The organism is Flavisericum labens, from assembly GCF_045446075.1.
Classification (GTDB): domain Bacteria; phylum Bacteroidota; class Bacteroidia; order Flavobacteriales; family Flavobacteriaceae; genus Flavisericum; species Flavisericum labens.
This window is the reverse complement of record NZ_JBJJBQ010000002.1, coordinates 99,055-122,663: the sequence shown is the minus strand read 5'-3', so window position 1 is coordinate 122,663 and position 23,609 is coordinate 99,055. Positions and strand designations below refer to the sequence as shown.

At 33.5% G+C, this 23,609-nt stretch carries 27 protein-coding genes; 11 read left to right on the top strand and 16 right to left on the bottom strand.

The features are described 5' to 3' along the window. Positions 1-8 precede the first annotated feature (8 nt). Complete coding sequence (locus ACIEHO_RS04075) at positions 9-959, top strand: glycosyltransferase family 2 protein (protein ID WP_406968941.1); 951 nt, start codon at positions 9-11, stop codon at positions 957-959. 8 nt (positions 960-967) lie between these two features. Here ACIEHO_RS04075 and ACIEHO_RS04070 read toward each other — a convergent pair whose 3' ends face one another. The 11 genes from ACIEHO_RS04070 to typA form a co-directional block, all read right to left on the bottom strand. Continuing rightward, the gene (locus tag ACIEHO_RS04070) at positions 968-1,369 is read right to left on the bottom strand and encodes a sugar 3,4-ketoisomerase (protein ID WP_406968939.1); all 402 of its coding nucleotides are present in this window, start codon (positions 1,367-1,369) and stop codon (positions 968-970) included. Between the two features lie 59 nt (positions 1,370-1,428). Next, on the bottom strand, positions 1,429-2,457 hold the full coding sequence (locus tag ACIEHO_RS04065; RefSeq protein ID WP_406968937.1) for a glycosyltransferase family 2 protein: 1,029 nt from the start codon (positions 2,455-2,457) through the stop codon (positions 1,429-1,431). A gap of 2 nt (positions 2,458-2,459) precedes the next feature. Continuing rightward, on the bottom strand, positions 2,460-3,749 hold the full coding sequence (locus tag ACIEHO_RS04060; RefSeq protein ID WP_406968935.1) for an O-antigen translocase: 1,290 nt from the start codon (positions 3,747-3,749) through the stop codon (positions 2,460-2,462). A gap of 6 nt (positions 3,750-3,755) precedes the next feature. Further along, positions 3,756-4,850: a DegT/DnrJ/EryC1/StrS family aminotransferase gene (locus ACIEHO_RS04055; RefSeq protein ID WP_406968933.1), complete on the bottom strand. Its 1,095-nt coding sequence runs from the start codon at positions 4,848-4,850 to the stop codon at positions 3,756-3,758. Beyond that, positions 4,847-5,824 carry a GNAT family N-acetyltransferase gene (locus ACIEHO_RS04050; RefSeq protein ID WP_406968931.1) on the bottom strand — a complete coding sequence of 326 codons (978 nt, stop codon included), beginning with the start codon at positions 5,822-5,824 and terminating at the stop codon, positions 4,847-4,849. The genes ACIEHO_RS04055 and ACIEHO_RS04050 overlap by 4 nt, the downstream gene beginning before the upstream one ends. Before the next feature lie 4 nt (positions 5,825-5,828). Beyond that, the gene (locus ACIEHO_RS04045) at positions 5,829-7,313 is read right to left on the bottom strand and encodes a sulfatase-like hydrolase/transferase (protein ID WP_406968929.1); all 1,485 of its coding nucleotides are present in this window, start codon (positions 7,311-7,313) and stop codon (positions 5,829-5,831) included. Continuing rightward, on the bottom strand, positions 7,306-8,691 hold the full coding sequence (locus tag ACIEHO_RS04040; protein WP_406968927.1) for a class I SAM-dependent methyltransferase: 1,386 nt from the start codon (positions 8,689-8,691) through the stop codon (positions 7,306-7,308). The genes ACIEHO_RS04045 and ACIEHO_RS04040 overlap by 8 nt, the downstream gene beginning before the upstream one ends. Continuing rightward, positions 8,681-8,884: a hypothetical protein gene (locus tag ACIEHO_RS04035; protein ID WP_406968925.1), complete on the bottom strand. Its 204-nt coding sequence runs from the start codon at positions 8,882-8,884 to the stop codon at positions 8,681-8,683. Before ACIEHO_RS04035 ends, ACIEHO_RS04040 begins: the two co-directional genes overlap by 11 nt. 81 nt (positions 8,885-8,965) lie before the next feature. After that, complete coding sequence (locus tag ACIEHO_RS04030) at positions 8,966-10,276, bottom strand: O-antigen translocase (RefSeq protein WP_406968923.1); 1,311 nt, start codon at positions 10,274-10,276, stop codon at positions 8,966-8,968. A gap of 187 nt (positions 10,277-10,463) precedes the next feature. After that, entirely contained in the window at positions 10,464-10,691 is a 228-nt protein-coding gene (locus ACIEHO_RS04025) for a uroporphyrinogen decarboxylase (RefSeq protein WP_406968921.1), read from the bottom strand. Between the two features lie 8 nt (positions 10,692-10,699). Next, positions 10,700-12,499: a translational GTPase TypA gene (gene typA, locus ACIEHO_RS04020; RefSeq protein ID WP_406968919.1), complete on the bottom strand. Its 1,800-nt coding sequence runs from the start codon at positions 12,497-12,499 to the stop codon at positions 10,700-10,702. 142 nt (positions 12,500-12,641) lie between these two features. Between typA and ACIEHO_RS04015 the strand changes: the two genes are divergently transcribed. After that, positions 12,642-13,004, top strand: coding sequence for a hypothetical protein (locus ACIEHO_RS04015; RefSeq protein ID WP_406968917.1), 363 nt, complete (start codon positions 12,642-12,644; stop codon positions 13,002-13,004). Between the two features lie 32 nt (positions 13,005-13,036). After that, a complete protein-coding gene (gene kdsA, locus ACIEHO_RS04010; RefSeq protein WP_406968915.1) occupies positions 13,037-13,858 on the top strand; it encodes a 3-deoxy-8-phosphooctulonate synthase in 822 nt (273 codons plus the stop codon). Here the strand turns inward: kdsA and ACIEHO_RS04005 are convergent. After that, the gene (locus ACIEHO_RS04005) at positions 13,855-14,232 is read right to left on the bottom strand and encodes a DUF1801 domain-containing protein (protein ID WP_406968913.1); all 378 of its coding nucleotides are present in this window, start codon (positions 14,230-14,232) and stop codon (positions 13,855-13,857) included. The genes kdsA and ACIEHO_RS04005 overlap by 4 nt on opposite strands. Positions 14,233-14,319: 87 nt before the next feature. Between ACIEHO_RS04005 and ACIEHO_RS04000 the strand changes: the two genes are divergently transcribed. From ACIEHO_RS04000 to ACIEHO_RS03965, 8 genes are all read left to right on the top strand, one after another. After that, a complete protein-coding gene (locus ACIEHO_RS04000) occupies positions 14,320-14,928 on the top strand; it encodes a hypothetical protein (protein WP_406968911.1) in 609 nt (202 codons plus the stop codon). Positions 14,929-15,002: 74 nt separating this feature from the next. Next, positions 15,003-15,296, top strand: coding sequence for a winged helix-turn-helix domain-containing protein (locus tag ACIEHO_RS03995; protein ID WP_406968909.1), 294 nt, complete (start codon positions 15,003-15,005; stop codon positions 15,294-15,296). Between the two features lie 5 nt (positions 15,297-15,301). Further along, positions 15,302-16,066: an oxygenase MpaB family protein gene (locus ACIEHO_RS03990; protein WP_406968907.1), complete on the top strand. Its 765-nt coding sequence runs from the start codon at positions 15,302-15,304 to the stop codon at positions 16,064-16,066. A gap of 57 nt (positions 16,067-16,123) precedes the next feature. Further along, positions 16,124-17,509: a DUF4153 domain-containing protein gene (locus tag ACIEHO_RS03985; RefSeq protein WP_406968905.1), complete on the top strand. Its 1,386-nt coding sequence runs from the start codon at positions 16,124-16,126 to the stop codon at positions 17,507-17,509. 420 nt (positions 17,510-17,929) lie between these two features. Next, a complete protein-coding gene (locus ACIEHO_RS03980) occupies positions 17,930-18,358 on the top strand; it encodes a Coq4 family protein (protein WP_406968903.1) in 429 nt (142 codons plus the stop codon). Then, positions 18,358-18,996 carry a SanA/YdcF family protein gene (locus ACIEHO_RS03975; RefSeq protein ID WP_406968901.1) on the top strand — a complete coding sequence of 213 codons (639 nt, stop codon included), beginning with the start codon at positions 18,358-18,360 and terminating at the stop codon, positions 18,994-18,996. The genes ACIEHO_RS03980 and ACIEHO_RS03975 overlap by 1 nt, the downstream gene beginning before the upstream one ends. Then, on the top strand, positions 18,993-19,367 hold the full coding sequence (locus tag ACIEHO_RS03970; RefSeq protein WP_406968899.1) for a ribosomal maturation YjgA family protein: 375 nt from the start codon (positions 18,993-18,995) through the stop codon (positions 19,365-19,367). Before ACIEHO_RS03975 ends, ACIEHO_RS03970 begins: the two co-directional genes overlap by 4 nt. After that, complete coding sequence (locus ACIEHO_RS03965; protein ID WP_406968897.1) at positions 19,364-20,026, top strand: DUF1361 domain-containing protein; 663 nt, start codon at positions 19,364-19,366, stop codon at positions 20,024-20,026. The genes ACIEHO_RS03970 and ACIEHO_RS03965 overlap by 4 nt, the downstream gene beginning before the upstream one ends. Positions 20,027-20,044: 18 nt before the next feature. Here the strand turns inward: ACIEHO_RS03965 and ACIEHO_RS03960 are convergent, their stop codons facing one another. The 4 genes from ACIEHO_RS03960 to ACIEHO_RS03945 all read right to left on the bottom strand — a co-directional run bounded on the left by ACIEHO_RS03960 (position 20,045) and on the right by ACIEHO_RS03945 (position 23,398). After that, positions 20,045-20,791, bottom strand: coding sequence for a slipin family protein (locus tag ACIEHO_RS03960; protein ID WP_406968895.1), 747 nt, complete (start codon positions 20,789-20,791; stop codon positions 20,045-20,047). Positions 20,792-20,945: 154 nt separating this feature from the next. After that, a complete protein-coding gene (locus tag ACIEHO_RS03955) occupies positions 20,946-21,731 on the bottom strand; it encodes an SDR family NAD(P)-dependent oxidoreductase (RefSeq protein ID WP_406968893.1) in 786 nt (261 codons plus the stop codon). Positions 21,732-21,765: 34 nt separating this feature from the next. Then, positions 21,766-22,974: an NAD(P)-dependent oxidoreductase gene (locus tag ACIEHO_RS03950; protein ID WP_406968891.1), complete on the bottom strand. Its 1,209-nt coding sequence runs from the start codon at positions 22,972-22,974 to the stop codon at positions 21,766-21,768. A gap of 4 nt (positions 22,975-22,978) precedes the next feature. After that, positions 22,979-23,398 carry a DUF1801 domain-containing protein gene (locus ACIEHO_RS03945; protein ID WP_406968889.1) on the bottom strand — a complete coding sequence of 140 codons (420 nt, stop codon included), beginning with the start codon at positions 23,396-23,398 and terminating at the stop codon, positions 22,979-22,981. Positions 23,399-23,609: the final 211 nt, after the last annotated feature.

Genomic DNA, 23,609 nt, shown 5'->3' with positions numbered 1-23,609 from the left:
ACAAGTTAATGAATACACCGCCTTTACTTTCCGTTCATGTATTAACCTATAATAGTGAGAAATATATTGAAGCTACCATCTGCTCTATTTTGATGCAAAAAACATCTTTTAAATTTGAGATTGTAATTGGCGACGACAATTCTACCGATAATACACCTAACATATTAACAAAGTTTTCAGAGGAACACCCTAATCTTATTAACTACAAACGTAACAAAGAACAATTAGGAATTCTTAAGAATTTTAAAACAACATTGGATCGGTGTAAAGGAAAATATGTTTTCGATATTGCAGGCGATGATTTATTAAAACACCATTACTCGCTGCAAAAATTTGTGGATGTTTTTGAAAAAGACAGTAGTTTGGGTTTTGTTGATAGTGGTTACGATGTCTATTTTGAAAAAACAAAAAACACAATAGTCTTTGCTAATAAATCGAATATTATTTGTTCAAAAAACGACTACAAAAATTTATTGCTTTTAGGAAGGATAACCCCCGCGGGCACATGTTATAAAAAACAGGCTCTGTATGACTTCGTTGAGTTTGATAAATACATTCGAAACGAAATAGCCTTTGAAGATTACCCCATATTGGTCGATCTTGCTATGAACACGAATTTTCACAGAATAAACGAATCATTACACATCTACAGAACACATAGCGAATCAGCTACGAACACCAAAAACTTTAATCATCAGGTACTTCTTAAAGACCAATTGCTTGAATTGGCTACATATTTTAGTAAAAAATACCATCTCCCACCAGATATTTTAAACAATCACAAAAAGGGATATTATCAGGGGATGTTATATTTAGCCGGACGATTTGGAAAAAGAAAACTAGGAAAAAAAATGTTTTTGAATCTTAAAAGGCCTTTAAACATTATGTTTTGGGGATATTTCTTGTGCAGCCAATTTAAATTAATTAGAGCCATAGCTGCTAGATTTAGAAAAATTTAGTCGATATTTTAAATTGAAATGTCCTTATATTTTAAATAATCATCAAAATCTCTTATATAGTCACTTTCATCAAAAACCTCGGAAGCTAAAACCAGACAAACAGCCCCAGATGAAAAATTTTTAATTTCCCTCCACACCCCTTTTGGAATTTGCAAGCCTTCATAAGGTTTGTTTAAAGTTATTACAGATTTACGCTCGCCATCATGTAAATAGACATCGAAACTCCCCGATAAAGCCACAAGAAACTGTTGCAGTTTTTTATGCGCATGCCCACCTCGTTCGGCTCCTGCAGGCACATCATACAAATAATACACGCGTTTAATATCAAAAGGAATTGTATCATTTTCAATAACTGAAAGGTTTCCTCTTCGGTCTTCTACTTTAGGTATTTGTATTAATTTATTTATCATTTTAGCTTTTAGCCCCATCAATGTTTGACTTACGGAGTTTTGATGTTTAATTGATCATTTTAAAAAACAAATGTATTCATTTTTATTTTGACAAACTTTGAATAAATAGGCTTTACCATGTTAAACAAAAACGGTATCTGATAAATAAAAAACAAAACGATATACTTTACATTAAAGGTTTTTACCGCCAAGAGTATATTTCGAGAAATATAAGCTCTAGTCAGTACATTTTTTTTAAAATCAACCAAAAAGTCCTTAGTTTTTTCCTTTTCCAATTCTGAATTGAAAGGGAAGAATTCCTGAATAGCAGAATACCCAAAATGGCTTCTAAGTAATTTTTCTTGTTCCTTGAAAACGTGCTTTTTAGGAATTTGATTTTGGTAAAGCAAATCGTATAATTTTTTGGACGTATTCAGAACATAAAAATTTTTAACCGAAAATGTTTTGGTTATTGCACTAGCGTTATCCTGTCTATAAAAGAAAACTCCTTCACTGAAAACTACTTTATTGCTCTTAAAAAAAAGTTTTCTGGTTATATACTCATCAGAATCAAAGGCGTCCTCTGGAAAGAATTCTCCTTTGACCAAAGTTGACCTAAATAGAGCGAAACCATGTATATTCCAATTTAACGATTCTACTAATGCTTGTTCACCAGTTAGTTCTTTCTTACGATTAAAATTTAAACCAACAATCCTTTTATTGCCCGACTTATTCTCGTGGTAAAACTCCATGTCTGGCAAAACGGTATCAGCTTTTGTCTCCATTTGTCTTATTACCATCTTTTCAATCAGGTCTTCAGAAAAAATATCGTCTTGGGAAGAATAATAAAAATACGCGCCTTTAATATATGGCATAACAAAATTCATTGTTTTGGGCACCATACCACCGCGTTCCTTCGAAAAAACCTTAAAGCGCTTGTCGGTTTGGGCGAACTTATTTAAAATGAGGAGACTTGAATCTGTTGATGCATCATCAACCAACAATACCTCTATGTTGGCATAAGTTTGTTCCTTTATAGATTGCAATGTTTTGGACAAGTATTTTTCTCCATTATACACGGGCATAACAATTGAAACTAAAAACGCCATACTTACGAAATATTCTTTTCTTTCTTTTTGAAACTAATAATCAAAATAATAATTACCATAATAAAATATAGAATATACCTAACAAAATTAGCTATAACTATACCCTCTGTTCCAGAAATATTAACTAGATAAATTCCTAATAAATAAAAAGTAACCACAGAAAACAACTCAGTAAATACAAAGGCTTCAACCATTTTCTTGGCCAAAAATTGAAACGCAATAATCATTGAAGCCAACCGGATAAAATCTGCTAAAAGCTGCCATTTAAACAAAGGCTCAACGCCTTTAAAACCGGGATAAACCAACTCAATAATTGTATTTCTAAAAACATAAACCAATACCAATCCAACCGCAAATAATGGTAATAATGTTTTATATATATAAAATACTTCCTTTTTAAAATCGCTAGCGGTTTTTAGACCTGCAAACTTGGGCAGCACATATATGGAAAAAATACCAGACGCAAATATCATATAGTTTTTAGAGAGGTTGGTCATTGCCGTCCAGTAGCCAGCCTCTTCTATATTAAGCTTTTTTATTATAATGTTTCGCAAATCTATTTCTACATAATTGAAAAGGATATGCCCTGAAATAGACATAACCGAAAACCCCAAAAGCGATTTAAAAAAAGGAGCCCTTAATGGAAAAAGATTGAATTTAGTTATGCGTTTTATAGCCTTTCCGTAAACACATAGCAAAACAACTAAATAAAAAAAGGGGCCAACGGCTATTGCTAAAAACACACCTTCTAAACTGTATTTAAGCAATGCTAAAACTAATATTATGCCCGTCAACACATAAGCTATTAACTCTGATATGGCGTAAACTTTATAAGCTATTAACCCGTTTACAACCCCCGCGCAAATGCGATAAAGCGCCATAAAAGGTACAACCAAAGCCACTAACTTTATTGCGTAGGCGTAGGTCTCTGTATTGAATAATTTTTCTGAAAAAAATGATGCACCAAAAAAAAGAACTATCATCGAAGTAAATGACGCCAAAACGGCAAAAACAAAGGTTGTTGAGAATAACTTTTCTAGCGTTTTTGAATCGTCCTTAGATTCCGATACATATTTTATGATACCGCTAAACGTACCCAGCGTTGAGAAGCTAGCAAGCATATCCATTAGGTTTCGTAGCTGACCTATTTTTGCAATACCGGCTTCGCCAACCCAAATAGCTAAAAGACGCTGAATGAACACCGAAATAGCCAGCTTAACCAAAATAACAACCGAATTTAACGACGTTATTTTTAGTACAAGATTATTGGATATAAAACTAGGTAGCCTCATATTGATTTAAAAAGCGTTAACCGCACTAATTATTTTGGACACCTCGCCTTCTGTTAACGCACTGTTGTTTGGTAAACTCAACACTTCTTGATGAATTTTTTCGGTAATAGGCAGCGATAAAGAATTCCATTTTCCTAAAGCATTTTGCTTGTGTGGCGGAATGGGGTAATGAATCATAGATTCAATATTATTCTTTAGCAAATGTTCTTTTAATTCATCTCTGTTTTGCGAACGAACTACAAACAAATGAAATACATGATTATCTGCCCCATTCACTCGAGGTAATATAATTTTATCATTATGTATTTCGGATAAATAGCGTTTAGCTATTTGTTTTCTTGTATTGTTTTCTTGGTCTAAAAATGGAAGTTTTTCAATTAAGAATGCTGCTTGAATTTCATCTAATCTAGAATTTAAACCAATGTATTCATTTTGGTATTTTCTAACCGTACCATAATTGCTCAGTTTTTTAACAGTTTCGGCCAATTTTAAATCGTTGGTTACAACCATGCCCCCATCACCAAGAGCACCTAAATTCTTCCCAGGATAAAAACTATAAGCCTTTGGGTTACCATGCTTTGCTAAAAGGTTGTTATGCTTTAAACCATGTGCTTGGGCTGCATCTTCCACCACTAATAAATTATGCTTCTGAGCAATGGCATTAATACTATCCATTTCGCACATTTGGCCATATAAATGAACAGGTAAAATAGCCTTTGTTTTATTTGTTATGTGCCCTTTTATCAATTCTGGATTAATGTTATAGGTTTCCAATCTGGGCTCAACCAAAACAGGAACTAATCCAGCATTTAATACAGCAATTATAGAAGCGATAAAAGTATTAGCTGGCACAATTACCTCATCGCCCTTTTGTAATTTACCGAGTTCTATATAAGCTTTAAAAATCAAGCTGATGGCATCAAGTCCATTACCTACACCAATTCCAAACTTATTACTGCAATACTTAGCAAAATCGGTTTCGAAGCCACTAACCTCTTCTCCCAATATGTAATTTCCGTTTTTTAAAAACTGACAGAATTTTTTCTGAAATTTTTCTTCAAAAGGTTGATTTAGTTTTTGCAAATCAAGAAACTTGATCATATTATTACAGATTTTAGCTTTTTGTAATTACCAACTTCCACACTATAAAATTCTTGCACAATAGATCTGGCTCCAAACCCCTCTTTCCAGAATTGCAAACCAGTATTTATCTTTTTACCGTTGTCTTCGTTTGATGAACCAAAATCAAAATACAATTTGTTTTCAAAAATATTTTTAATTAGATGCTCAAACAAAAAGTCTAAACTACCTAAAGTGTTTTTATCTGAATTACCTGAAATATATTGGCAATGCGCAACATTTTCAGTTAAAAACATAGTTGTTCCGGCTACCAGTTTTTGATTATGATACACATTGAATTGTTTAATGTTTTCTGGAAATTTACGCTTTAAATCTGATATTTCAGCTAGAGAATGTACGGGCGACACGTTGTGCTTTTTACTTAAATTTGGAATTAAAACTTCATTCCAAAACCCTTCAAAAGTATTTTCTTCAACAATCTTCAATTCGTTTTTGGCACCTCGTTTAACGCCTTCTAACCTATTTTTTGATATCTGCAAAGGGCTTTTTCTATCAATTACAGAAAGTACTTCTTTTTTTACTACTAGAGCATCCAAAATAAACAAGATATAATTAATCTCTTGAATAGGAATATTCGAATACATTTGGGGCAATAATTTTAATTCAAAAACGTCCTTTCCTTGTTGGCTTAAATGTTTAAGCAACTCATAAAAAACATAAAGTACGTCTTTAAACTTTAGGTCGCTTTTTAAAACTACCCCCCCGTAGCTTAAACCTTGGTGTGAATAAATGGTGTCTCCTTTTTGGTTTGCTGGAAGCACGGCAACTAGCTTATCTTTTTTATAAACCATTAAAGAACTATCCGTAAACCTGTCGCTATGGTAATCCATAAAATCTCTATGGAACAGAAATGTAGCATTTTTGGTCACCTTCAAAAAATCGTTCCATTTGTTATAAAAATCTGGAGTATACCTTACAACTTTATATGTGCCCATCCTTTTATCTTTCTATCTTTTCGTTAACAACATTTCCTTTTTCATCAATTAATTTATAGACAGACTTTCCTAAAGCACCCTCTATGCGCAATTGGTAACTGCCATCTTCTTCCAAGTGCTGTAAATATGACTTATTTTTGCTTAAAGCAGAAAACAATACCCTAAATAAATTGACGTTACTTTTTAATTTTTTATCAAACTGCGAATTTTCAATCCCGTTCCATTTAATGGCACATAGTGTACTGAAAATAGAATTTACAAGAACTTCATTAGAAGTAGAAAAAAAATCGTTGTAATTCTCTATGCCTACCCAGCCTCCATGATCGGCGGCAATAATAATTACAGCACTTCGATCTTTTTCATTAATGAGGTTTACCATTCTTTTAACAGACGTATTGGCTTGGTTTATTCTATTTAAATAATCTTTACGATCTGCTTCTATAGATAACTCAAAATGAACATGGTGTGGCATTACCTTTTCAATAAAAAAAAACTTAGGCTTACCCTCCGTAACGCCTTTATTGAGCACACTTTCTAAATCTTTGTAAACATCCTTCTTAATGTTTTCACCAGTACTAAAATAAGAAATGCTTTTTGAAGGTATATTTTGAAAATCATATTTATTCTCGACCAAGTTTACCTGAAAGTACTCATCTTCAACAATAAAATAATTTATATAACCATTGTCTTTCAGGATTTCAACAACACTGTTTTTCCCGCTTATTATCACCCTTGCCCTAGGCATCTCTATGGATGGGAACAAAGCATCGCCAAAATAATGCTGCTTCATTGAAAAGATAGAAGAGTTGGAAATCAACGAAGCAGAGTAGTTGCTCCTAAAGTTATCATACACTTTAAAACCATTATCTTCCAGCCAATCGTATAAAATACTGGTAGAGCCATAAAGTTGATTCTCTAACGTCTTTTTATTTACATAACCGTCTGGCTGGATAAAATAAATATTTGGTTTTTCTTTAAGCTTTACAGAAAGGATATCATCCGGTAAGTTAGTCCAATTATCATTTGTTAAAAAATGATTATACAAATCTGGAACTAATTTTGGAACGACCAGAAGTGCCATTAATAACTGGAAAACTATAACTTTTTTAAGATAGTTTTTTAATAAAAAGCTAAAAATTGTAGCAATCAAGGTACCTATTAATAAACTTTCATTTTTTATGCCCCAAGTGCTTATTATGATCAAAAAAGTGAAAAAATTAAAATTGATGAGCGTAAAGAATAAATCTTCGTGTTTTTTTACATCATTTAATTTAGCGCCTATAATTTTGATTAAATATGATACAAAAATGGGCAATAACAAAAACAATAAAACAAACACCACAAAATGGCTTACCGAATCCCTAAGTGTGAAATTAGAATTATAGTATTTCAAAAGAGGATAGGCACCAGCCGATAAACCTATCAGCCATGGTATATGTTTCGAATTGCTAAGAAAGTTTAAAATATATGTTCTTATTTTCTCAAGCATTTTTAACTTTTAGTAAATACATGACACGTTCTGAATCGTTAATTTCAACCTTTTCAACAATACTAAAATGCCCTGTATAAACTTCTTCAAAAGACTTAATATTGTAAAAATCAAAATGCTCCTTAAACTCTCTTTTGGAATTTAACAATCGTTTTACCCAAGAATCGTCCCTTTTTGGGAATTCGATTATTAAATATTTAGAAAATGAAGCAAAAAATTTGGCAGACATCTCAAATGGAATATTCCCCGACAAAGACATATGATGAATAACGGCCAAAGCCATGGTAAGCTCTGGCTTAAAAGCCTTTATTCTTTCTAAAAAAGACTGACGTTCCTTATTGTTAAAACCAATGGCCGGTGACGGACTAAGCACATCTAAGACAAAAGGTGTTATATGAGTTTCACCATTTGCCTTCAAAGTATTATAGTTGAAGTTTACCGCATTATTGTCTATATCACAAACTAGTACTTGATCTAAGTCACTGCTAATTTGCCTAACAAAAGTACCATCGTTACCTCCAATATCAATTAATGTTTTAACGTTTAAACTTTCTACCCAACTATTTATGATTTTTGATTTTTGAATAAAGGCAGATTCTGTATAATTAACTTTACTGTAATAATCACCCCATTCAGACGATTCTTTCAAGTCTATTTTCTTTATGAAATTATACAGACTTTTTATAATGTTTAATTGCGATTTTTTTGATAATGAAGAGGTTTTTGTTTTTCCTTGGTAGTCGTCTTTAAAATTATTTTCGTACTTGGCTAACAAGTGTACATTTGAATAAATAAATGGATTGATCTTGGTTTTGGAGGGTAACATAGAAGCCAAAACTTTAACTGGTATTCCATCAATAAAGGCACTCATCAACTGTAACATAGGTGCACCATGATATTTTGCAAGAAGAAGTGGCCCGAGAAAATGTGAAACAAACTGTTTAAATGCGCGCCATGGCTCATTTTCATGATAAAAATCAAAAGACAAGGTATCTATAAAAGTGGCTTTCCCATTGTGGAATGTAACATTAAAAGCCGAAGCATCTTTTAAAGACATATCATTATCCAAACAAAATTTTTGAATTCTTAGGGTTAATAGTGCAGCTTCCTTGTATTGATTCAAACTCCACTCATATGGATAAGTTATGAACGGAATCTGCTCGGGCTGAATAATGATTTCTGTTGAAGTTGAATGAAGCTCATTATGTTCCACCAATAAACCAGCTGAAAACAATTTCTTATAAAGTCCTCTTTTTTTTAAGGCCTTATATTGATCAAAATAAATAGGTTCTATTCGGCGTTTAACGACACCATTATCAACAAAAATATATCCTGATGGATCTCTGAATGAAGAAGAATGCTTTTGCTTATTTATCACTTTTAGATTCATTTTCCAAATCAGTATCCGGTATATCTATATCCTCATAAAAATCATTTTTCTTGGCTATACCTAAAAACACTTTTATTTTAAAAAATAAATTTTTTGAAAACAATAAAACCCCAGCCACACCAGCCACAATGGCCTGAACTATCATGGCTCCCAATCCTGGGTCAAAATAAAGAAATTGCATAGATTCTGTTTTGTTACAAAAGTAATCAAATTTAGTTTACAACCAGTAAACTAAACTCTTATGAAGAAAGTAAATAGATTACTAAGTTGCTTTATCACTGCTAGTTTCCACCCCAAAAAGCGAACTACCAAATATGAGAAGTATAATTCCAAAATACATTAAATAGCTAACGAAATGGGCTATTACAGCGCCTTTAGCGCCATCAATCAAATTAATAAAGTAAATACTGGTGGTATAAAGTATAATAACTAAAAAGGCCTCGGTTAAAACATAATGCCAAAACATTTTTTTTGCCAAAAATTGGTAGGCTATTACAATAGAAAGCACTTTAACAAAGTCCCCAAGTAACTGCCATAAAAACAAATCTTCAACAGGTTCAAATTCATCAGTAAACACGGTCAAAACGATATAATGCTTTAAAAGATAAATAATTAATAGCCCAACAAAAAGCAAAGGAACAATGGTTTTATAAAAGCTGAACACCTCTTTTTTAAATTCCTTCGTGCTATCAATTTCAGCAAAACGTGGTAACAAGTATAATCCTATCAGGGAACTGATAAGCATCAAGTAATATTTTGATATTCTGGTCATGGCTTCCCAAAACCCAGCATCTTTAAATCCAATATTTTCAATAATATATGTTCTAATAGCAATGGCTACAAGAGGCAATAATATAGCTGAAAACACAGCCATTAAAGAGTAGGCACCCAACTTTTTCAATAAACCAAAACTCAAATTATTCGCTTTTATAAGCGGCACCAAACTACGCCGGTTAATAATTCCAACTAAGGTTATTAAAAATATTAATGATTCAGCAATTACGACAGATATTAAAGCGCCATCAATCTTGTTTTGATAGATTAAAAGTAAAGCTATCGAAACACTTAAAACCTGACCAATAATATTGATGATTATAAGAATTTTATACTTCGAAAACCCGTTCATTATGGCAAACGACAACAAGTTTAAAGAATAAAAAGGAAGAACTATAGCAAAGATTTGGATGACATATGCATAGTCATTATACGTAGGAAATATGATATTATTTATCCATTCAGCTTCGAAATAACAGAAAAAAGATACCAAAACGGTTAAAATAAAACCAGTATAGTATACAGTAGAAATGGTTTTACTTAACTCATGAACATCATCCTTAAATTCTGAAATATATTTTACAGATCCTCTATAAAACCCGCCTGTTCCAATAGTTTGAAAAGCACTAACAAAATTACGCAAGTTACCAACTAAGGCTAATCCTACCGGACCTATAAAAACCGCAATCGCTTTAGATGTTAATATACCAGCTATAATTTTGGTGATTACCGAGGCAATCTGCAAGGATGCCATTTCAACTAAAACCTTGCTATTTATATAATTTATTAATCTTCTCAATTAATATGAAGTTTTCCCGTTGCTTATTAAACAATTTAAATCAATAAAACACTCAATTGTAACACATATTTGAGCTGTTTATTATTGCTCACTTTTTAGAGGAATCAAATATACAAAATGATTTAACCTTTAAGGTTTTGTTTGGATGAAACACACATTGAAACGATAGAAAAATCTGCAGAAGATTTTATTTTTTAAAAAGATAATATAAGTTAATGCCCAAGATAGCCACATTGGTAATTATTATAGGCTTTGAAATTGGAGTAAGCACAAAGCCATAAAACACAAATAGTAAACACCCAAAGGCATTTACTATTCGTAATTTATTAACAGATTTCATTAAAAATGAAACCAAAACAGTAGCCATGGCAGTATAACCCACCCATTCTACCCAAGGAATTCCTAAAAACTCCATTTTAAAATTTATATCGATTTGTTTCGCTTACGATCTACCTCTTTTAAATAGATTTTACGTAATCGCAAGTGGTTAGGCGTCACCTCAACATACTCGTCTTTTTGGATGTATTCTAAAGCTTCCTCTAGCGAAAATTTAATAGCTGGAACAATTTTAGCCTTATCATCAGCACCAGAACTACGTACGTTACTCAACTTTTTGGTTTTGGTAACGTTAACGGTCATGTCATCACCACGTGAGTTTTCACCAATGACCTGCCCTTCGTAAATATCTTCACCCGGATCGATGAAAAACTTGCCTCGTTCCTGCAACTTATCAATTGAATAAGGAATGGCCTGACCATTCTCCATAGAAACCAAAGAACCATTTTGACGCTCTGGAATTCCTCCTTTTAATGGTTGATATTCCTTAAAGCGGTGTGCCATAATAGCCTCACCTGCAGTTGCAGTAAGGAGTTGATTTCTCAATCCAATAATTCCTCTTGACGGAATTATAAACTCGCAAACCATACGCTCACCTTTGGCCTCCATGCTAAGCATTTCACCTTTTCTCATGGTTACCATTTCAATAGCCTTTCCAGAAACTTCTTCGGGTAAATCAATGGTCATTTCTTCAACTGGCTCGCATTTAACACCATCAACTTCTTTTATAATCACCTGTGGCTGACCAATTTGAAGTTCGTAACCCTCGCGGCGCATCGTTTCAATTAAAACCGATAAGTGCAATACACCACGGCCAAAAACCATAAATTTATCTGCACTATCCGTTTCTGAAACTCGTAAAGCCAGGTTCTTTTCCAGTTCTTTGGTCAAACGCTCTTTAATATGGCGAGAGGTTACATATTTGCCGTCCTTACCAAAAAACGGCGAATCATTAATGGTAAACAACATGCTCATGGTCGGCTCGTCAATAGCGATGGTTTTTAACCCTTCAGGGTTTTCCCAATCGGCAACCGTATCACCAATTTCAAATCCTTCCAATCCAACAATAGCACAAATATCTCCAGCTTTTACTTCATCTACTTTTAATCGGCCCAAACCTTCAAAAGTATGAAGTTCCTTTATTCTTGATTTTACAATACTACCATCTCTTTTCACTAATGAAATGTTTTGTCCCACTTTTAATTCACCTCGGGTTAAACGCCCAATAGCAATTCGTCCGGTAAACGATGAAAAATCTAGTGAAGTAATCAACATTTGAGTGGTTCCTTCTTCAATTTTTGGTGCTGGAATATGTTCAATAACCATATCTAAAAGTGGCTCGATATTTTCGGTTGGTTTTTGCCAATCCTCACTCATCCAATTGTTTTTAGCCGAACCATAAACGGTTGGAAAATCCAATTGCCATTCTTCTGCACCCAATTCGAACATTAAATCGAATACTTTTTCATGCACCTCATCTGGCGTACAGTTTTCTTTATCAACTTTATTTACCACCACACAAGGTTTCAAACCTAAATCAATAGCTTTTTGAAGTACAAAACGAGTTTGTGGCATGGGGCCTTCAAAGGCATCAACTAACAATAAAACACCATCAGCCATGTTCAAAACACGTTCTACTTCTCCTCCAAAATCGGCGTGACCAGGGGTATCAATAATGTTAATTTTTGTGTCCTTATATTGTACAGATACGTTTTTTGAGGTAATGGTTATTCCACGCTCACGTTCCAAATCGTTGTTATCTAAAATTAAATCACCCGTGTTTTCATTCTCACGGAATAACTGACAGTGGTACATAATTTTATCAACCAAGGTTGTTTTCCCGTGGTCAACGTGTGCAATAATTGCAATGTTTTTAATATTAGCCATAATTATAGTGCCTTATTTTAAGCCTGCAAAGGTAGGTGTTATTCGTTAAATAAATGTTATATTTAAAGAGTATTATAATTTAAAATTTGTGTTTTCGTTAATTTTATAAATAATTGATTTTCAAACAGAAAAGATTAAAACCATGCCGACTTTAATCAATAAATACACAAATTGTATTCCGTACTTATATTTTATTGCCATCTCTGCTTATTGGTTTACGGTAATAAATAGGGCTGACGGCATTACCGCTTATCCCATTTTGTTTTTTGCCATTCCCTTTTTATGGCAAATTATAAAGCCAAATAAAAAATTAAACTTTACACTGGGCATCACTTTTGTTTGCATATCGTCATATCTTATTTTGGCGTTTTTATCCGATATGCTAAAAATTATATCCATTTCTTATCCTTTAAACCAACTTACACTTTATGGTGGACTTATTCTTTTCGCCAATTTAATAATGGCCTTATGGATTATAAGAAATAGTTTAAAAGGATACATTTAATGTGTAACTTTACGCATTAAATTTTTTTCCAAATGAAACTTTCTGAAATACCCAAATTAAAACATACCAACTCCAATAATTTCTTTTTGTTATGCGGCCCATGTGCTATTGAAGGCGAAGACATGGCTTTAAGAATTGCCGAAAAAGTTGTTGAAATAACCAATAAACTGGAAATTCCTTATGTTTTTAAAGGAAGTTTTAAAAAGGCCAACCGAAGTAGAATTGACAGTTTCACAGGAATAGGTAATGAAAAAGCACTGAAAATTTTAAGAAAGGTTTCTGAAACTTTTGATGTACCAACCGTTACAGACATCCATGAAGTTAATGATGCTGCAATGGCGGCTGAATATGTTGATGTGTTACAAATCCCCGCTTTTTTGGTTCGACAAACCGATTTAGTGGTCGCTGCAGCAGAAACGGGAAAAGTAGTGAATTTAAAAAAAGGACAGTTTATGAGCCCTGAGGCCATGAAACATGCCGTACAAAAGGTGAAAGATTCAGGTAGCTACAAAGCTTGGATAACAGATAGAGGAACCATGTTTGGTTATCAAGATATGATTGTTGATTTTCGTGGCATTCCCACAATGAAGGACTATGCTCCAGTTGTATTAGATGTCACTCATTCCCTACAACAGCCCAACCAATCGGCTGGAGTTACAGGCGGAAGACCAGACATGATTGAAACCATTGCCAGAGCTGGTATTGTTAATAACGTTGATGGTTTATTTATTGAAACCCATTTTGAACCTGCCAAAGCAAAAAGCGACGGTGCCAATATGCTGCATTTAGATAATTTGGAAAAACTGCTTACCAATTTGGTTGCTATTAGAAAAACGATTAACAGCCTAACCTAAATAAACCACGCTTTTTTACTTGCTTTTAACAGCTTGGAAGCAGCATTTAATAACGCCACAAAGTTTTCCTGATCTAAATCTTCCAAGGTTTTCAGTTGGATGGAGCGCACTTGCTTTCTGTTGTTATCATTCTTTAATACGGGAAAGTCTTGTTCTAGAAGAACCCCTTGCACAAAAGCCACATCGACATAATCTTTACCATTTAGAACATTTAAATAAACCATGGGCTTTTTGCCAATATTATAAAACGGAATTTTGTAACTATACCGTTCATTTACTTCTGGCAGCGTATTTAAGATAACACTGCGCACATACAACATAATAGATTGAAATGGTTCTTTTTGGTTTATAAAATACTGGTCAACTGGTTTCACGATATTGACTTTATTTCAAACTTAACAAAAAATTATGATGCAAAATTAAAAATTATTTATTTACTTTGTATTTCAAAGTACTTTCATATGGAATCAAAAGATTATTTAAAAGACATCAGCGAGATAAAGGATTTAATGAACAAATCGTCTCGATTTATATCACTTAGTGGTTTATCTGGAATACTTGCAGGTGTTTATGCGCTTATTGGAGCTGCAATAGCCTATTGGCTGGTAACAACTTCAGTTAAAGGTTATTTAATATTGGATGGGCTTATTTTCAGAATTTGTTTATTAATCCTATGCATGGTAGCTCTATTAAGCATTATAACCGCCATTGTTTTAACAACAAGAAAAGCAAAGAAACATGGCGCAAAAATTTGGGATGCAACATCTAAACGCTTAGTAATTAATTTTTTTATTCCTTTAATTTCTGGAGGTTTGTATATACTAATTATTTTAAGTCAAGGAAAGTACGGCCATACTGGTGGTTTAATGCTTATTTTTTATGGTTTGGCTTTAGTTAATGCATCTAAGTATAGTATAGGAGACATTAGATACTTAGGCTACATTGAGATTATATTAGGGTTAATTGCGGCTTCGTTACCTGGTTACGGATTTTGGCTATGGGTTTTAGGGTTTGGAATCATGCACATCGTGTATGGCACTTGGATGCATTTTAAATATGATAGAACATAAGTTTTTACTGAGATTAAAAGTCGCAAGGGAAATGAAGACTGCAAACTGAATACTGCCTACTGAACAGTGAAATCATGAGCATAATAAACAACATTAATAAAGTATTTGACCACCGTATTAGACTCGGTATTATGTCTGTTTTAATGGTTAACGAATATGCCGATTTCAACACGTTAAAAGAACTTTTGGGCGCTACCGATGGTAATTTAGCCAGCCACACCAAAGCCCTTGAAAAAGCTGAATATATTAATGTTGAAAAACAATTTATTGGGCGTAAACCGAATACCCGCTACTCGACTACCAAATTGGGCGAACTGGAATTTAAAAAGCATATTGAAGCGCTTGAAAAATTAATTAACAAGACATAAATAGGATGGAAAATTTTGTAAATCAACATTCAATAGTCAGAAAAATTTGGAGTAAAAGTGATACCATTCTTTTGGTATTTGCTGGTGCATCCGCTGAGTTTGCACTCAATAAATCTGTAGACTGGCTCTATTTCACGGGAAAATTACCAAAAGACCCTATGGGCAGACTCTTTTCGACTGTTAATTATGCTAGGCGCATTGTTTTCTCTGAATATAAAACAGCCCTAAACGCGATAGATAATATTTCAGCAATACACAGCACTGTTGAGCACAATCGTGGTAAAGCTATTCCAGATTGGGCTCATAAAGATGTCCTATTTATGCTCATCGATTATTCCATAAAATCCTTCGAAGTTATTGAAAGACCTTTAACTTTTGAAGAAAAACAAGAAGTCTTAAATGTGTTTAAAAACGTTGGTGAGAGAATGGGCTTAAATAATCTTCCTCCTACTTACTTTCAATTTGAAATCGCCCGAAAAAATCATTTGGAAAAAAACCTGCATAATGGCAAATACACAAAAGATCTTTATAGGCAATACAGAAAACATTTGGGTGTTTTTAGATATCACCTACTTATTGAAACCCAAATTCTACTATTACCCAATGAGGCACGGAAATTATTAAAGTTTAGGAAGCGTTCTGTGCTGAAACCACTGGTAACCATCTATAAAATTTTTAGAAGTTTTAAATTAGATTGGGCGATAAAAGAAGTATTACTGCCTTCCGAATATAAAAGCGATATTAAACGCCTAAACATCATTTCAAAATAGAATAAAAAAATTTTAATCTTTTACTTTGAAAAACAAAGTACTTTAAATAAAATTAATATGAAAAAAGCATCACTAATTATCTCAGCATTAATGTTTAGTTCTCTTTTTTACGATAAAACCATCGGAATAAACCTATTACTATTTAGCCTTATCACCATAGCTATTATCTTCTTGAACAATAAAAACAGTTTTAGGAACAAGAACACTATTCTTTATTCGACCATATATCTTATTACCGGCTTAGCCGTTTTTTTCCATGATTCAATACTTACCATTATTGCCAATCTTGTATCTTTTTTGACTCTCATTGGAATGGTTTCTAAAACCAGGTCGTCTATTTACATCAATTGGATTAATGGTCTATACAGTACTATTGCAGGAATGTTTCATCGGAAATTTTCTGAAGAAGAAAAATACAAAGAACAGAAGGCTGATAAGGCCGTTGATTACATCCATCTCATAAAGATTATTGGCATACCGATAATTGTTGTCATAATTTTTATTGTTCTGTACAAAAACGGCAACCCACTTTTTAATGGTCTTATTGAAAAAATCGACTTTAGCTTTATCAATTTACATTGGCTATTCATGGTAGGTTTGGGTTATTACTTATTTTCAAACATTCATAAACCCGTAAATGTAGAACCAGCTACAGAACTCGATCTAAAAACTGGCAATTCACTATTTAAAAGTGATAAGTTTTCTGCAATCAAACTGCAAAAAGAAAATCAAATGGGTCTTGTTCTCATCAGTCTTTTAAACGCCCTAATCATTATATATCTCATTACCGATATTATGTTCTTAACTAATAATATGGATTTGAGAGCCTCGGTTTTTTCAATTCAGGTCCATAGCAGCATTAATGCTCTAATCGTTTCCATTGTTATAGCAATTGTTATACTGCTCTATGTCTTTAGAGGCGATCTAAATTTTTTCAAGGAAAACACAACTTTAAAGCAGTTGGCGCTATTATGGATTATACTCAATACTCTATTAGTCATCAGCATTGTTATTAAAAACGGACAGTATATCTATTATTATGGACTTACTTACAAGAGAATTGGTGTCATGGTTTACTTAGCACTTTCTCTCATAGGCCTTATTTCCACCCTAATTAAAATAACTCAATTAAAAAACACCTGGTATTTATTTAGACTTAACGTGAAAACGGTTTTTATCGTTCTAATTGCTTGCAGTACAATTAATTGGGATTACCAAATAACCAGTTACAATTTCAAGTACGCCCAATCCTTAGATTTTAACTATCTGGTTAAACTATCGGACAACAATACATTTTTGCTCAAGGAACTGACAGAGACAAAAAATATGGACAAAAAATCAATTTCCATAATTGAACGAAAATATGAGCGCTATATAAAAAGATTAAAATCTAACGCTTGGCAAGAACTGCTATACGACAATTTAAAAATCAAAGAAAACTAAAATGGTTGTACTGATTCTTGTTGCCTTTTCTGTTTTGTGTATAATTCATTTTGGAATACTTAGACTTAGTATTTCATGTATCTATTGGTTCTCGAAAAAACCAAATGACAAGCAAAGTGCTTTTAAACTATACTTTCCCTATTACATCATGACGCTTTTTTCATTATGTGTGCTATGTATTATAAAATTTGGTTTCTATATGGTTATCATTTATTACTTCGTTTCGGTTTACTTTTCTGCATTGTGCATTTGGTTTATTGATTTGAAAAAGCACATAAAAAATCAAGAAAAATTAACCCAATAGTCAAAAAACAAAACCACCAGTTTACCATGACCTACTTCTTGTTACAGAAAATAAAATCGCTGCGGAAACAACTTATTATTTTTCTCTTTAAGCACTCCCAAAAAATATACACCAATATGTTCAAAAACCATAATTCTTGGAATATCACAAAAGAAGATTTACTTAAATTCCCAAAACCAACCTTCGGCAGACATCTTGGGGCATTTCTACACGAAAACAATTTTGAACTTATTCCAAAAGTAGAACGCCACGACTGCTATCATGTACTTTGCGGTTATAGCACAAATGTTGAAGATGAAATTGCCCTGCAATGCCTTTGTTTCGGCAATGGTAAGCGCAGTATTTATCTATATGGCGCAATAGTTTTGGGTATTATTATTTTACCTGATTACATAAGGTACTACCACAAATCATATTGCATCGGAAAAAACGCCAATAGTTTTCATCATTATAATTACAAAAAACTCCTTGAGGTTTCTATTGATCAATTCCGAACCATTATTTTTTCTCGCAAACAAGTTGCACATATTAAACATTTGTCATAATGCTAAACAAGAAGCACTTTAAAAAAGTAATTTATTTAATCCTATTCGTAACAATCTATAGCGTTTGTTTGAATTTCTGGATAACCTATCAAGCTAAAAATTCAATCTATAACAATGTGGATAAAATCCCCAAAAACAAAGTTGGCCTTATTTTAGGTGCTAATAAATTTGCTGGTTCTGGCCGAATTAATCTCTACTATAAGTACAGGTTAAATGCCGCCATTACATTATATAAATCAGGTAAAATTGAATACATTTTAATAAGTGGCGATAATAGTCGGAAAGATTATGATGAACCCTCGTTTTTTATAAATGATTTAATCGAAAATGGCATACCAGAGAACAAGATTTATCTTGATTTCGCGGGGTTTAGCACCCGAGATTCTATGGCTCGAGCAAACAAGATTTTTGGATTAAATAGTCTCACGATTATTTCACAAAAATTCCATAACGAGCGAGCCATATACCTTGCCAAACATTCTAAAATAAAAGCTATTGCCTTTAACGCAACAGACTTAACTGGTCGCTACGGCGTTAAAACAAAACTTCGTGAGCATTTGGCAAGAACCAAAGCTTCAATTGATATTCTCTTTAATGTAGGCCCTAAATTTTTAGGCGAAAAAATAGATATAAAATGATTCTAAAACCTAACACACCTTACATCATCATCACGTTCTTGATTTTCACTACAGAGATACTAATAGCAACCTACCTAAAAACCGGCTTTATACGCCATACGTTTGGCGACTTTATGGTAGTTATTCTCATTTATACGTTTATTAAAAGTTTTTTAGATATCGAACCTTTTAAACTGGCCGTAGCCGTTTTAGTATTTGCATATTCCATTGAATTCCTTCAAATGGTAAACCTATTAAAAATACTGAATCTTCAGGATAGTAAGGCTGCCAATCTCATTTTAGGCAGCACCTTTCAAATTACAGATTTAGTAGCTTACACCCTAGGTGCACTAACGGTTTTAATTATAGAACTCAAACTCCAAAAATCATGAACGACATAAAATATCTCATTCTAAATAGATATAAAACAATCTCCATATTAACCACAACAATGGGGTTTAGCATTATTTTGCTAATGATTAGAATGAAACTCACCCATTCATTTTTCTATTTGTTTTTGGTATGGAACTTATTTCTTGCAATCATACCTTTTGCTATTTCAAGCTATTTGATGTGTATTCCCAAACCGTCAAAAGTTAGTCTAATTATTTGGCCTGGTGCATGGCTGCTATTTTTACCAAATGCCCCTTACATTATTACCGATTTATTGCATTTAAAAATTAGTAACACCCATTTACTTTGGTTAGATATTTTGGTTGTATCATCCTTTGCGCTTAATGGCATGTTAATGTTCTATTGGTCTGTTTTAGACATGGAGAAGCTGCTAAAGCTATTTATTAAAAAATCAATTGTTAAGCACTGTTTTATTTTCCTTTTCTTTTTTACAAGCTTTGGGGTTTATCTGGGCAGATTTTTAAGGTACAATTCTTGGGAAATTATTAGTAATCCCAAATACCTTTTAGCCGATATCGTAAACATTACCCTAAAACCCATGGCAAACTTTGAAGCATGGTTGTTCACATTACTATTCGGAACATTTTTAAGTATTGGCTTTTGGGTGTTTAAAACGCTTTCGACAAAAGAAAACTAAACAAATCAAAACGAGCTTTTAACCTACACCTTCTTTAGATTTTCGGGGCAATACTTCTTCTGGGAAAGGGAATAAAATTGTGGAATTCTTTTCGGCAGCAATATTAGATAGAGTTTGATACAACCTCAATTTAATTGCAGATGGCGATTGGTCAATAAGTTTACCGGCTTCCAAAAGCTTTCCAGCCGCTTGTTCTTCGGCCAAAGCCAAAATAATACGTGCACGTCTAGAGCGTTCAGCCTCGGCTTGATTTGCCATCATTCGCTTCATGTTTTCGGGCAGTTGAATATCTTTAATCTTCACATCTATAATATCTATGCCCCATTGTTTAGTTTCAACCTCAACAATCTTTTTTATATTGTTACCCATTTCTTCACGTTTTGATAAAATGGTGTCCAATTCAACCTTACCACAAACATCGCGCAAAGCCGCCTGGGATAACTGAGTTATAGCAAACGTATATTCTTCAACTTCCAACACCGCCATTTCTGGGTCTACAACCTTAAAAAAAACAACACCGTCAATACTACACGGTACGTTGTCTTCGGTCATGACTTCTTGGGAAACCACATTTATAGTTATAACCCTTATATCTACTATCTGTATGGTCTCTACTAAAGGAATAACCCATCTAAAACCCGGCTGTAAAGTTTTTATGTGTTTACCGAACCTAAATTTTAAGGCTCTTTTGTACTCAAAAATTATACGTATGCCTGATAACAGAAATACGACAATTAAAACCGTAAAAATTAATGGAGGATTCATGACACATATCTTTTAATTAACGACCAGTGAATTACCTTATAAGATAGTGCTTTTTTAGAAATTATAAAAGAATATTAATCAAAATAAATTGGCTATAATAAGCACAGAAATATCTGATTAATTAATTTTAGTCGGACAAGCTAAAAAGGGGTTATTATTCCTTTTCTCTATTTTTTTCCTGGATTTTTCTAACAATTGAAGTTGCCGCTTTCCGGGTTACCAACCTCGGAATTACGGCCAAGAATTTATTAAAGCTCCCAGGAATGGCATAGCTTTTCCCTCTTAACATAGCATTATACCCATATAACGCAACTGATTTAGCAGAAGCCATATTAAAAGTGATTCTATTATCGCGTGTATCGGAAGATACCGTTTTTTGAAAAGCGGTTTTTGTTGGCCCTGGACATAATGCCGTTACCGTAACGCCTGTGCCTTTAAGTTCATTGGCAATGGCCTCTGAAAATGACAACATGTACCCTTTTGATGCATAATAAATTGACATGAGTGGCCCGGGCTGGAATGCCGCAAGTGAAGACATATTCAAAATTTTACCCGAACCGCGTTTTACCATACCCTCTAGTACTAACTTGGTTAAATGAGTAGTTGTCAAAATATGTACGTGCAGCATTTCAGATTCGCGTTCCCAATCGGTGTCTACAAAAGAACCAAACAGACCAAATCCAGCATTGTTTATCAAAACATCAACAGGCTGGTTATTAATGTCGTCCATTATCTCTTGAGCTACATTTTTCCGGCTCAAATCTTTAACTATCGTAAAAACTTCAATTTTAAAATTATCTTGAATTTCGGTTTTAACTTTTTCTAACCGAACAGCATCAATATCAACCAAAAACAAGCTGTAATTGTCTTTCGCCAGTAAAAAGGCTAGTTCGTAACCCAAACCAGATGCCGCTCCTGTTACCAAAGCTTTTTTCGTCATAAATCAATTTAAAATGGATTGTTAGGCTACAAATTTATTCCTTTTCATCAATATAATCCTGCAAATACGAAAAACGTTTGGTAAGTTGCCCATTTTCGGTGATTTTTGCTCGATGTAGAACACCATCTTTATCGCCATTAAAAAAAGCAGGAATAACGTGTTGTAAAAACTGTTCTCCAAAACCTTCACTAGCATCTCTTGGCAGTTCACATGGCAAATTATCTACGGCCATTACGGTAATAGCCTTGTCATCTTGATGATCTATTTCGGTTTCGTTTTGTGGGTCGTAACCATAAATAGGCTTGGCAATAGTTGAAGCCCGAAGCGTTGTAGCCACTGGACCATTAATATCACAACTAATATCGGCCACTACTTTTATATTAAAATCAGGTGACTTCACATCATCACGTGTGTACAAATATGGTGCACCATCGCCATAAAAATGTCCAGCAATATAAAAATCGGTTACTTTGGCAAACCGCATAAAGTTAGAATCGTACGCCTCAGGATGGTTGAAAAAATCGAATACATCGTCAACTATTTCACCGTTCTTACGTTTGTTATAATCCAGAACATCAATTTTACAATACACCGGCTCATTAAATGTTTTATTGAGGTAATCTTTAACAATAACAGATTTTACCCCCATGGCATCCAACATTTCTTGCGCACCATTTGATACTTTGCCGCTTCCAGTTAATAATATTTTTATGTTTGGTAATTTAATACTCTTTAACTCTTTTATTAAAGCGGCTTGGTTGGGTAACGGCCCCGCTTTGGGCAAATCCCATGAATTGTATTTTAAACCCCATGCTCTAAATCCATTATATGTCCCTACTATGCCAGCGTATCGTCCAAAACCAATTAACCGGAAACCTTCTTTGTTTACAATGGTTTCATGATCGTAAAGCTCAATGTTTTTTTCCAATATAGCTCGTAGTAACTTGCGATTGTAAGGTTGTTTTTTTATGGTATGGGAAAAGAAAAAGTATTTCTTATTGGGAATCAAAGCCTCAATAGGAACTTCCTTGACGCCAATCATGATATCGCAATCTGAAACATCTTGGGTTACTTCAAAACCGGCTGTTTTGTATTCTTCATCTGAAAAAACTCGAATATCGGAAGATTCTACCTTAAAAACAGCTTTGGAAAACTGCTTTTGTGCTTCTTTTAATTTTGATGGTGAAAATACCACGCGGCGGTCGGGCGGATTTTTACGTTCTTTTATTATGGCAAATTTCATAGGTCTAAGCGCCCAATAAAGGCAAATGTTTTATTTTATGATAGGTTAATGCTAATACAATACAGTGTTTTAATGCTTCTTCTGGAAAGTTTTCATTCAATTTGAATACAATGGCTCGGTTGCCTTCAAAATTAAAGGTGTTTTTATAAACAGTTTTGAAGGTTGAAACAGGTCTTGATGTACATTGAAAATACATGGCATATTGTTCTGGGTATTTGGGTTTCCAATCCATTCTTAATGTACTGCCATGTTTTGTTACGTAACTGGGCTCGCCCCATTTTAGGGTTTCTTCTATTTTGGTAATCCCATCAATTGTTGATGCGACTTTAAAAACCAGTTCTCTTAAATGCAATATTTGCCCTTTTACCGATTTGGGATTATTGTTGAAAACATCTTCAACTTTTGGGTTACTGACAATTTGCATAAATATTGAAACTGGAATAATTATTGCTTTAAATTTACAGGAATTAAAACGAATTACAAACTTTTTGATACCTTTGCTACCCGCGTTAAGGATTGAGGCATTTGTTGGAGCTACTCGCAGAGAGCGACTGCCGAAAGCCTGACCCGACAGGGTAACGCCAAGTAAAATTGATGAGTTCCTGACATCAAAGATGCATGAATACCTTAGTTGA

What these genes read in the sequence shown, in the direction of transcription:
- ACIEHO_RS04075 (WP_406968941.1), top strand. Translation starts at nt 9, where the DNA reads ATGAATACACCGCCTTTACTTTCCGTTCATGTATTAACCTATAATAGT.
- ACIEHO_RS04070 (WP_406968939.1), bottom strand. Translation starts at nt 1,369, where the DNA reads ATGATAAATAAATTAATACAAATACCTAAAGTAGAAGACCGAAGAGGA.
- ACIEHO_RS04065 (WP_406968937.1), bottom strand. Translation starts at nt 2,457, where the DNA reads ATGGCGTTTTTAGTTTCAATTGTTATGCCCGTGTATAATGGAGAAAAA.
- ACIEHO_RS04060 (WP_406968935.1), bottom strand. Translation starts at nt 3,749, where the DNA reads ATGAGGCTACCTAGTTTTATATCCAATAATCTTGTACTAAAAATAACG.
- ACIEHO_RS04055 (WP_406968933.1), bottom strand. Translation starts at nt 4,850, where the DNA reads ATGATCAAGTTTCTTGATTTGCAAAAACTAAATCAACCTTTTGAAGAA.
- ACIEHO_RS04050 (WP_406968931.1), bottom strand. Translation starts at nt 5,824, where the DNA reads ATGGGCACATATAAAGTTGTAAGGTATACTCCAGATTTTTATAACAAA.
- ACIEHO_RS04045 (WP_406968929.1), bottom strand. Translation starts at nt 7,313, where the DNA reads ATGCTTGAGAAAATAAGAACATATATTTTAAACTTTCTTAGCAATTCG.
- ACIEHO_RS04035 (WP_406968925.1), bottom strand. Translation starts at nt 8,884, where the DNA reads ATGCAATTTCTTTATTTTGACCCAGGATTGGGAGCCATGATAGTTCAG.
- ACIEHO_RS04025 (WP_406968921.1), bottom strand. Translation starts at nt 10,691, where the DNA reads ATGGAGTTTTTAGGAATTCCTTGGGTAGAATGGGTGGGTTATACTGCC.
- typA (WP_406968919.1), bottom strand. Translation starts at nt 12,499, where the DNA reads ATGGCTAATATTAAAAACATTGCAATTATTGCACACGTTGACCACGGG.
- ACIEHO_RS04015 (WP_406968917.1), top strand. Translation starts at nt 12,642, where the DNA reads ATGCCGACTTTAATCAATAAATACACAAATTGTATTCCGTACTTATAT.
- kdsA (WP_406968915.1), top strand. Translation starts at nt 13,037, where the DNA reads ATGAAACTTTCTGAAATACCCAAATTAAAACATACCAACTCCAATAAT.
- ACIEHO_RS04000 (WP_406968911.1), top strand. Translation starts at nt 14,320, where the DNA reads ATGGAATCAAAAGATTATTTAAAAGACATCAGCGAGATAAAGGATTTA.
- ACIEHO_RS03995 (WP_406968909.1), top strand. Translation starts at nt 15,003, where the DNA reads ATGAGCATAATAAACAACATTAATAAAGTATTTGACCACCGTATTAGA.
- ACIEHO_RS03990 (WP_406968907.1), top strand. Translation starts at nt 15,302, where the DNA reads ATGGAAAATTTTGTAAATCAACATTCAATAGTCAGAAAAATTTGGAGT.
- ACIEHO_RS03985 (WP_406968905.1), top strand. Translation starts at nt 16,124, where the DNA reads ATGAAAAAAGCATCACTAATTATCTCAGCATTAATGTTTAGTTCTCTT.
- ACIEHO_RS03980 (WP_406968903.1), top strand. Translation starts at nt 17,930, where the DNA reads ATGTTCAAAAACCATAATTCTTGGAATATCACAAAAGAAGATTTACTT.
- ACIEHO_RS03975 (WP_406968901.1), top strand. Translation starts at nt 18,358, where the DNA reads ATGCTAAACAAGAAGCACTTTAAAAAAGTAATTTATTTAATCCTATTC.
- ACIEHO_RS03970 (WP_406968899.1), top strand. Translation starts at nt 18,993, where the DNA reads ATGATTCTAAAACCTAACACACCTTACATCATCATCACGTTCTTGATT.
- ACIEHO_RS03965 (WP_406968897.1), top strand. Translation starts at nt 19,364, where the DNA reads ATGAACGACATAAAATATCTCATTCTAAATAGATATAAAACAATCTCC.
- ACIEHO_RS03960 (WP_406968895.1), bottom strand. Translation starts at nt 20,791, where the DNA reads ATGAATCCTCCATTAATTTTTACGGTTTTAATTGTCGTATTTCTGTTA.
- ACIEHO_RS03955 (WP_406968893.1), bottom strand. Translation starts at nt 21,731, where the DNA reads ATGACGAAAAAAGCTTTGGTAACAGGAGCGGCATCTGGTTTGGGTTAC.
- ACIEHO_RS03950 (WP_406968891.1), bottom strand. Translation starts at nt 22,974, where the DNA reads ATGAAATTTGCCATAATAAAAGAACGTAAAAATCCGCCCGACCGCCGC.
- ACIEHO_RS03945 (WP_406968889.1), bottom strand. Translation starts at nt 23,398, where the DNA reads ATGCAAATTGTCAGTAACCCAAAAGTTGAAGATGTTTTCAACAATAAT.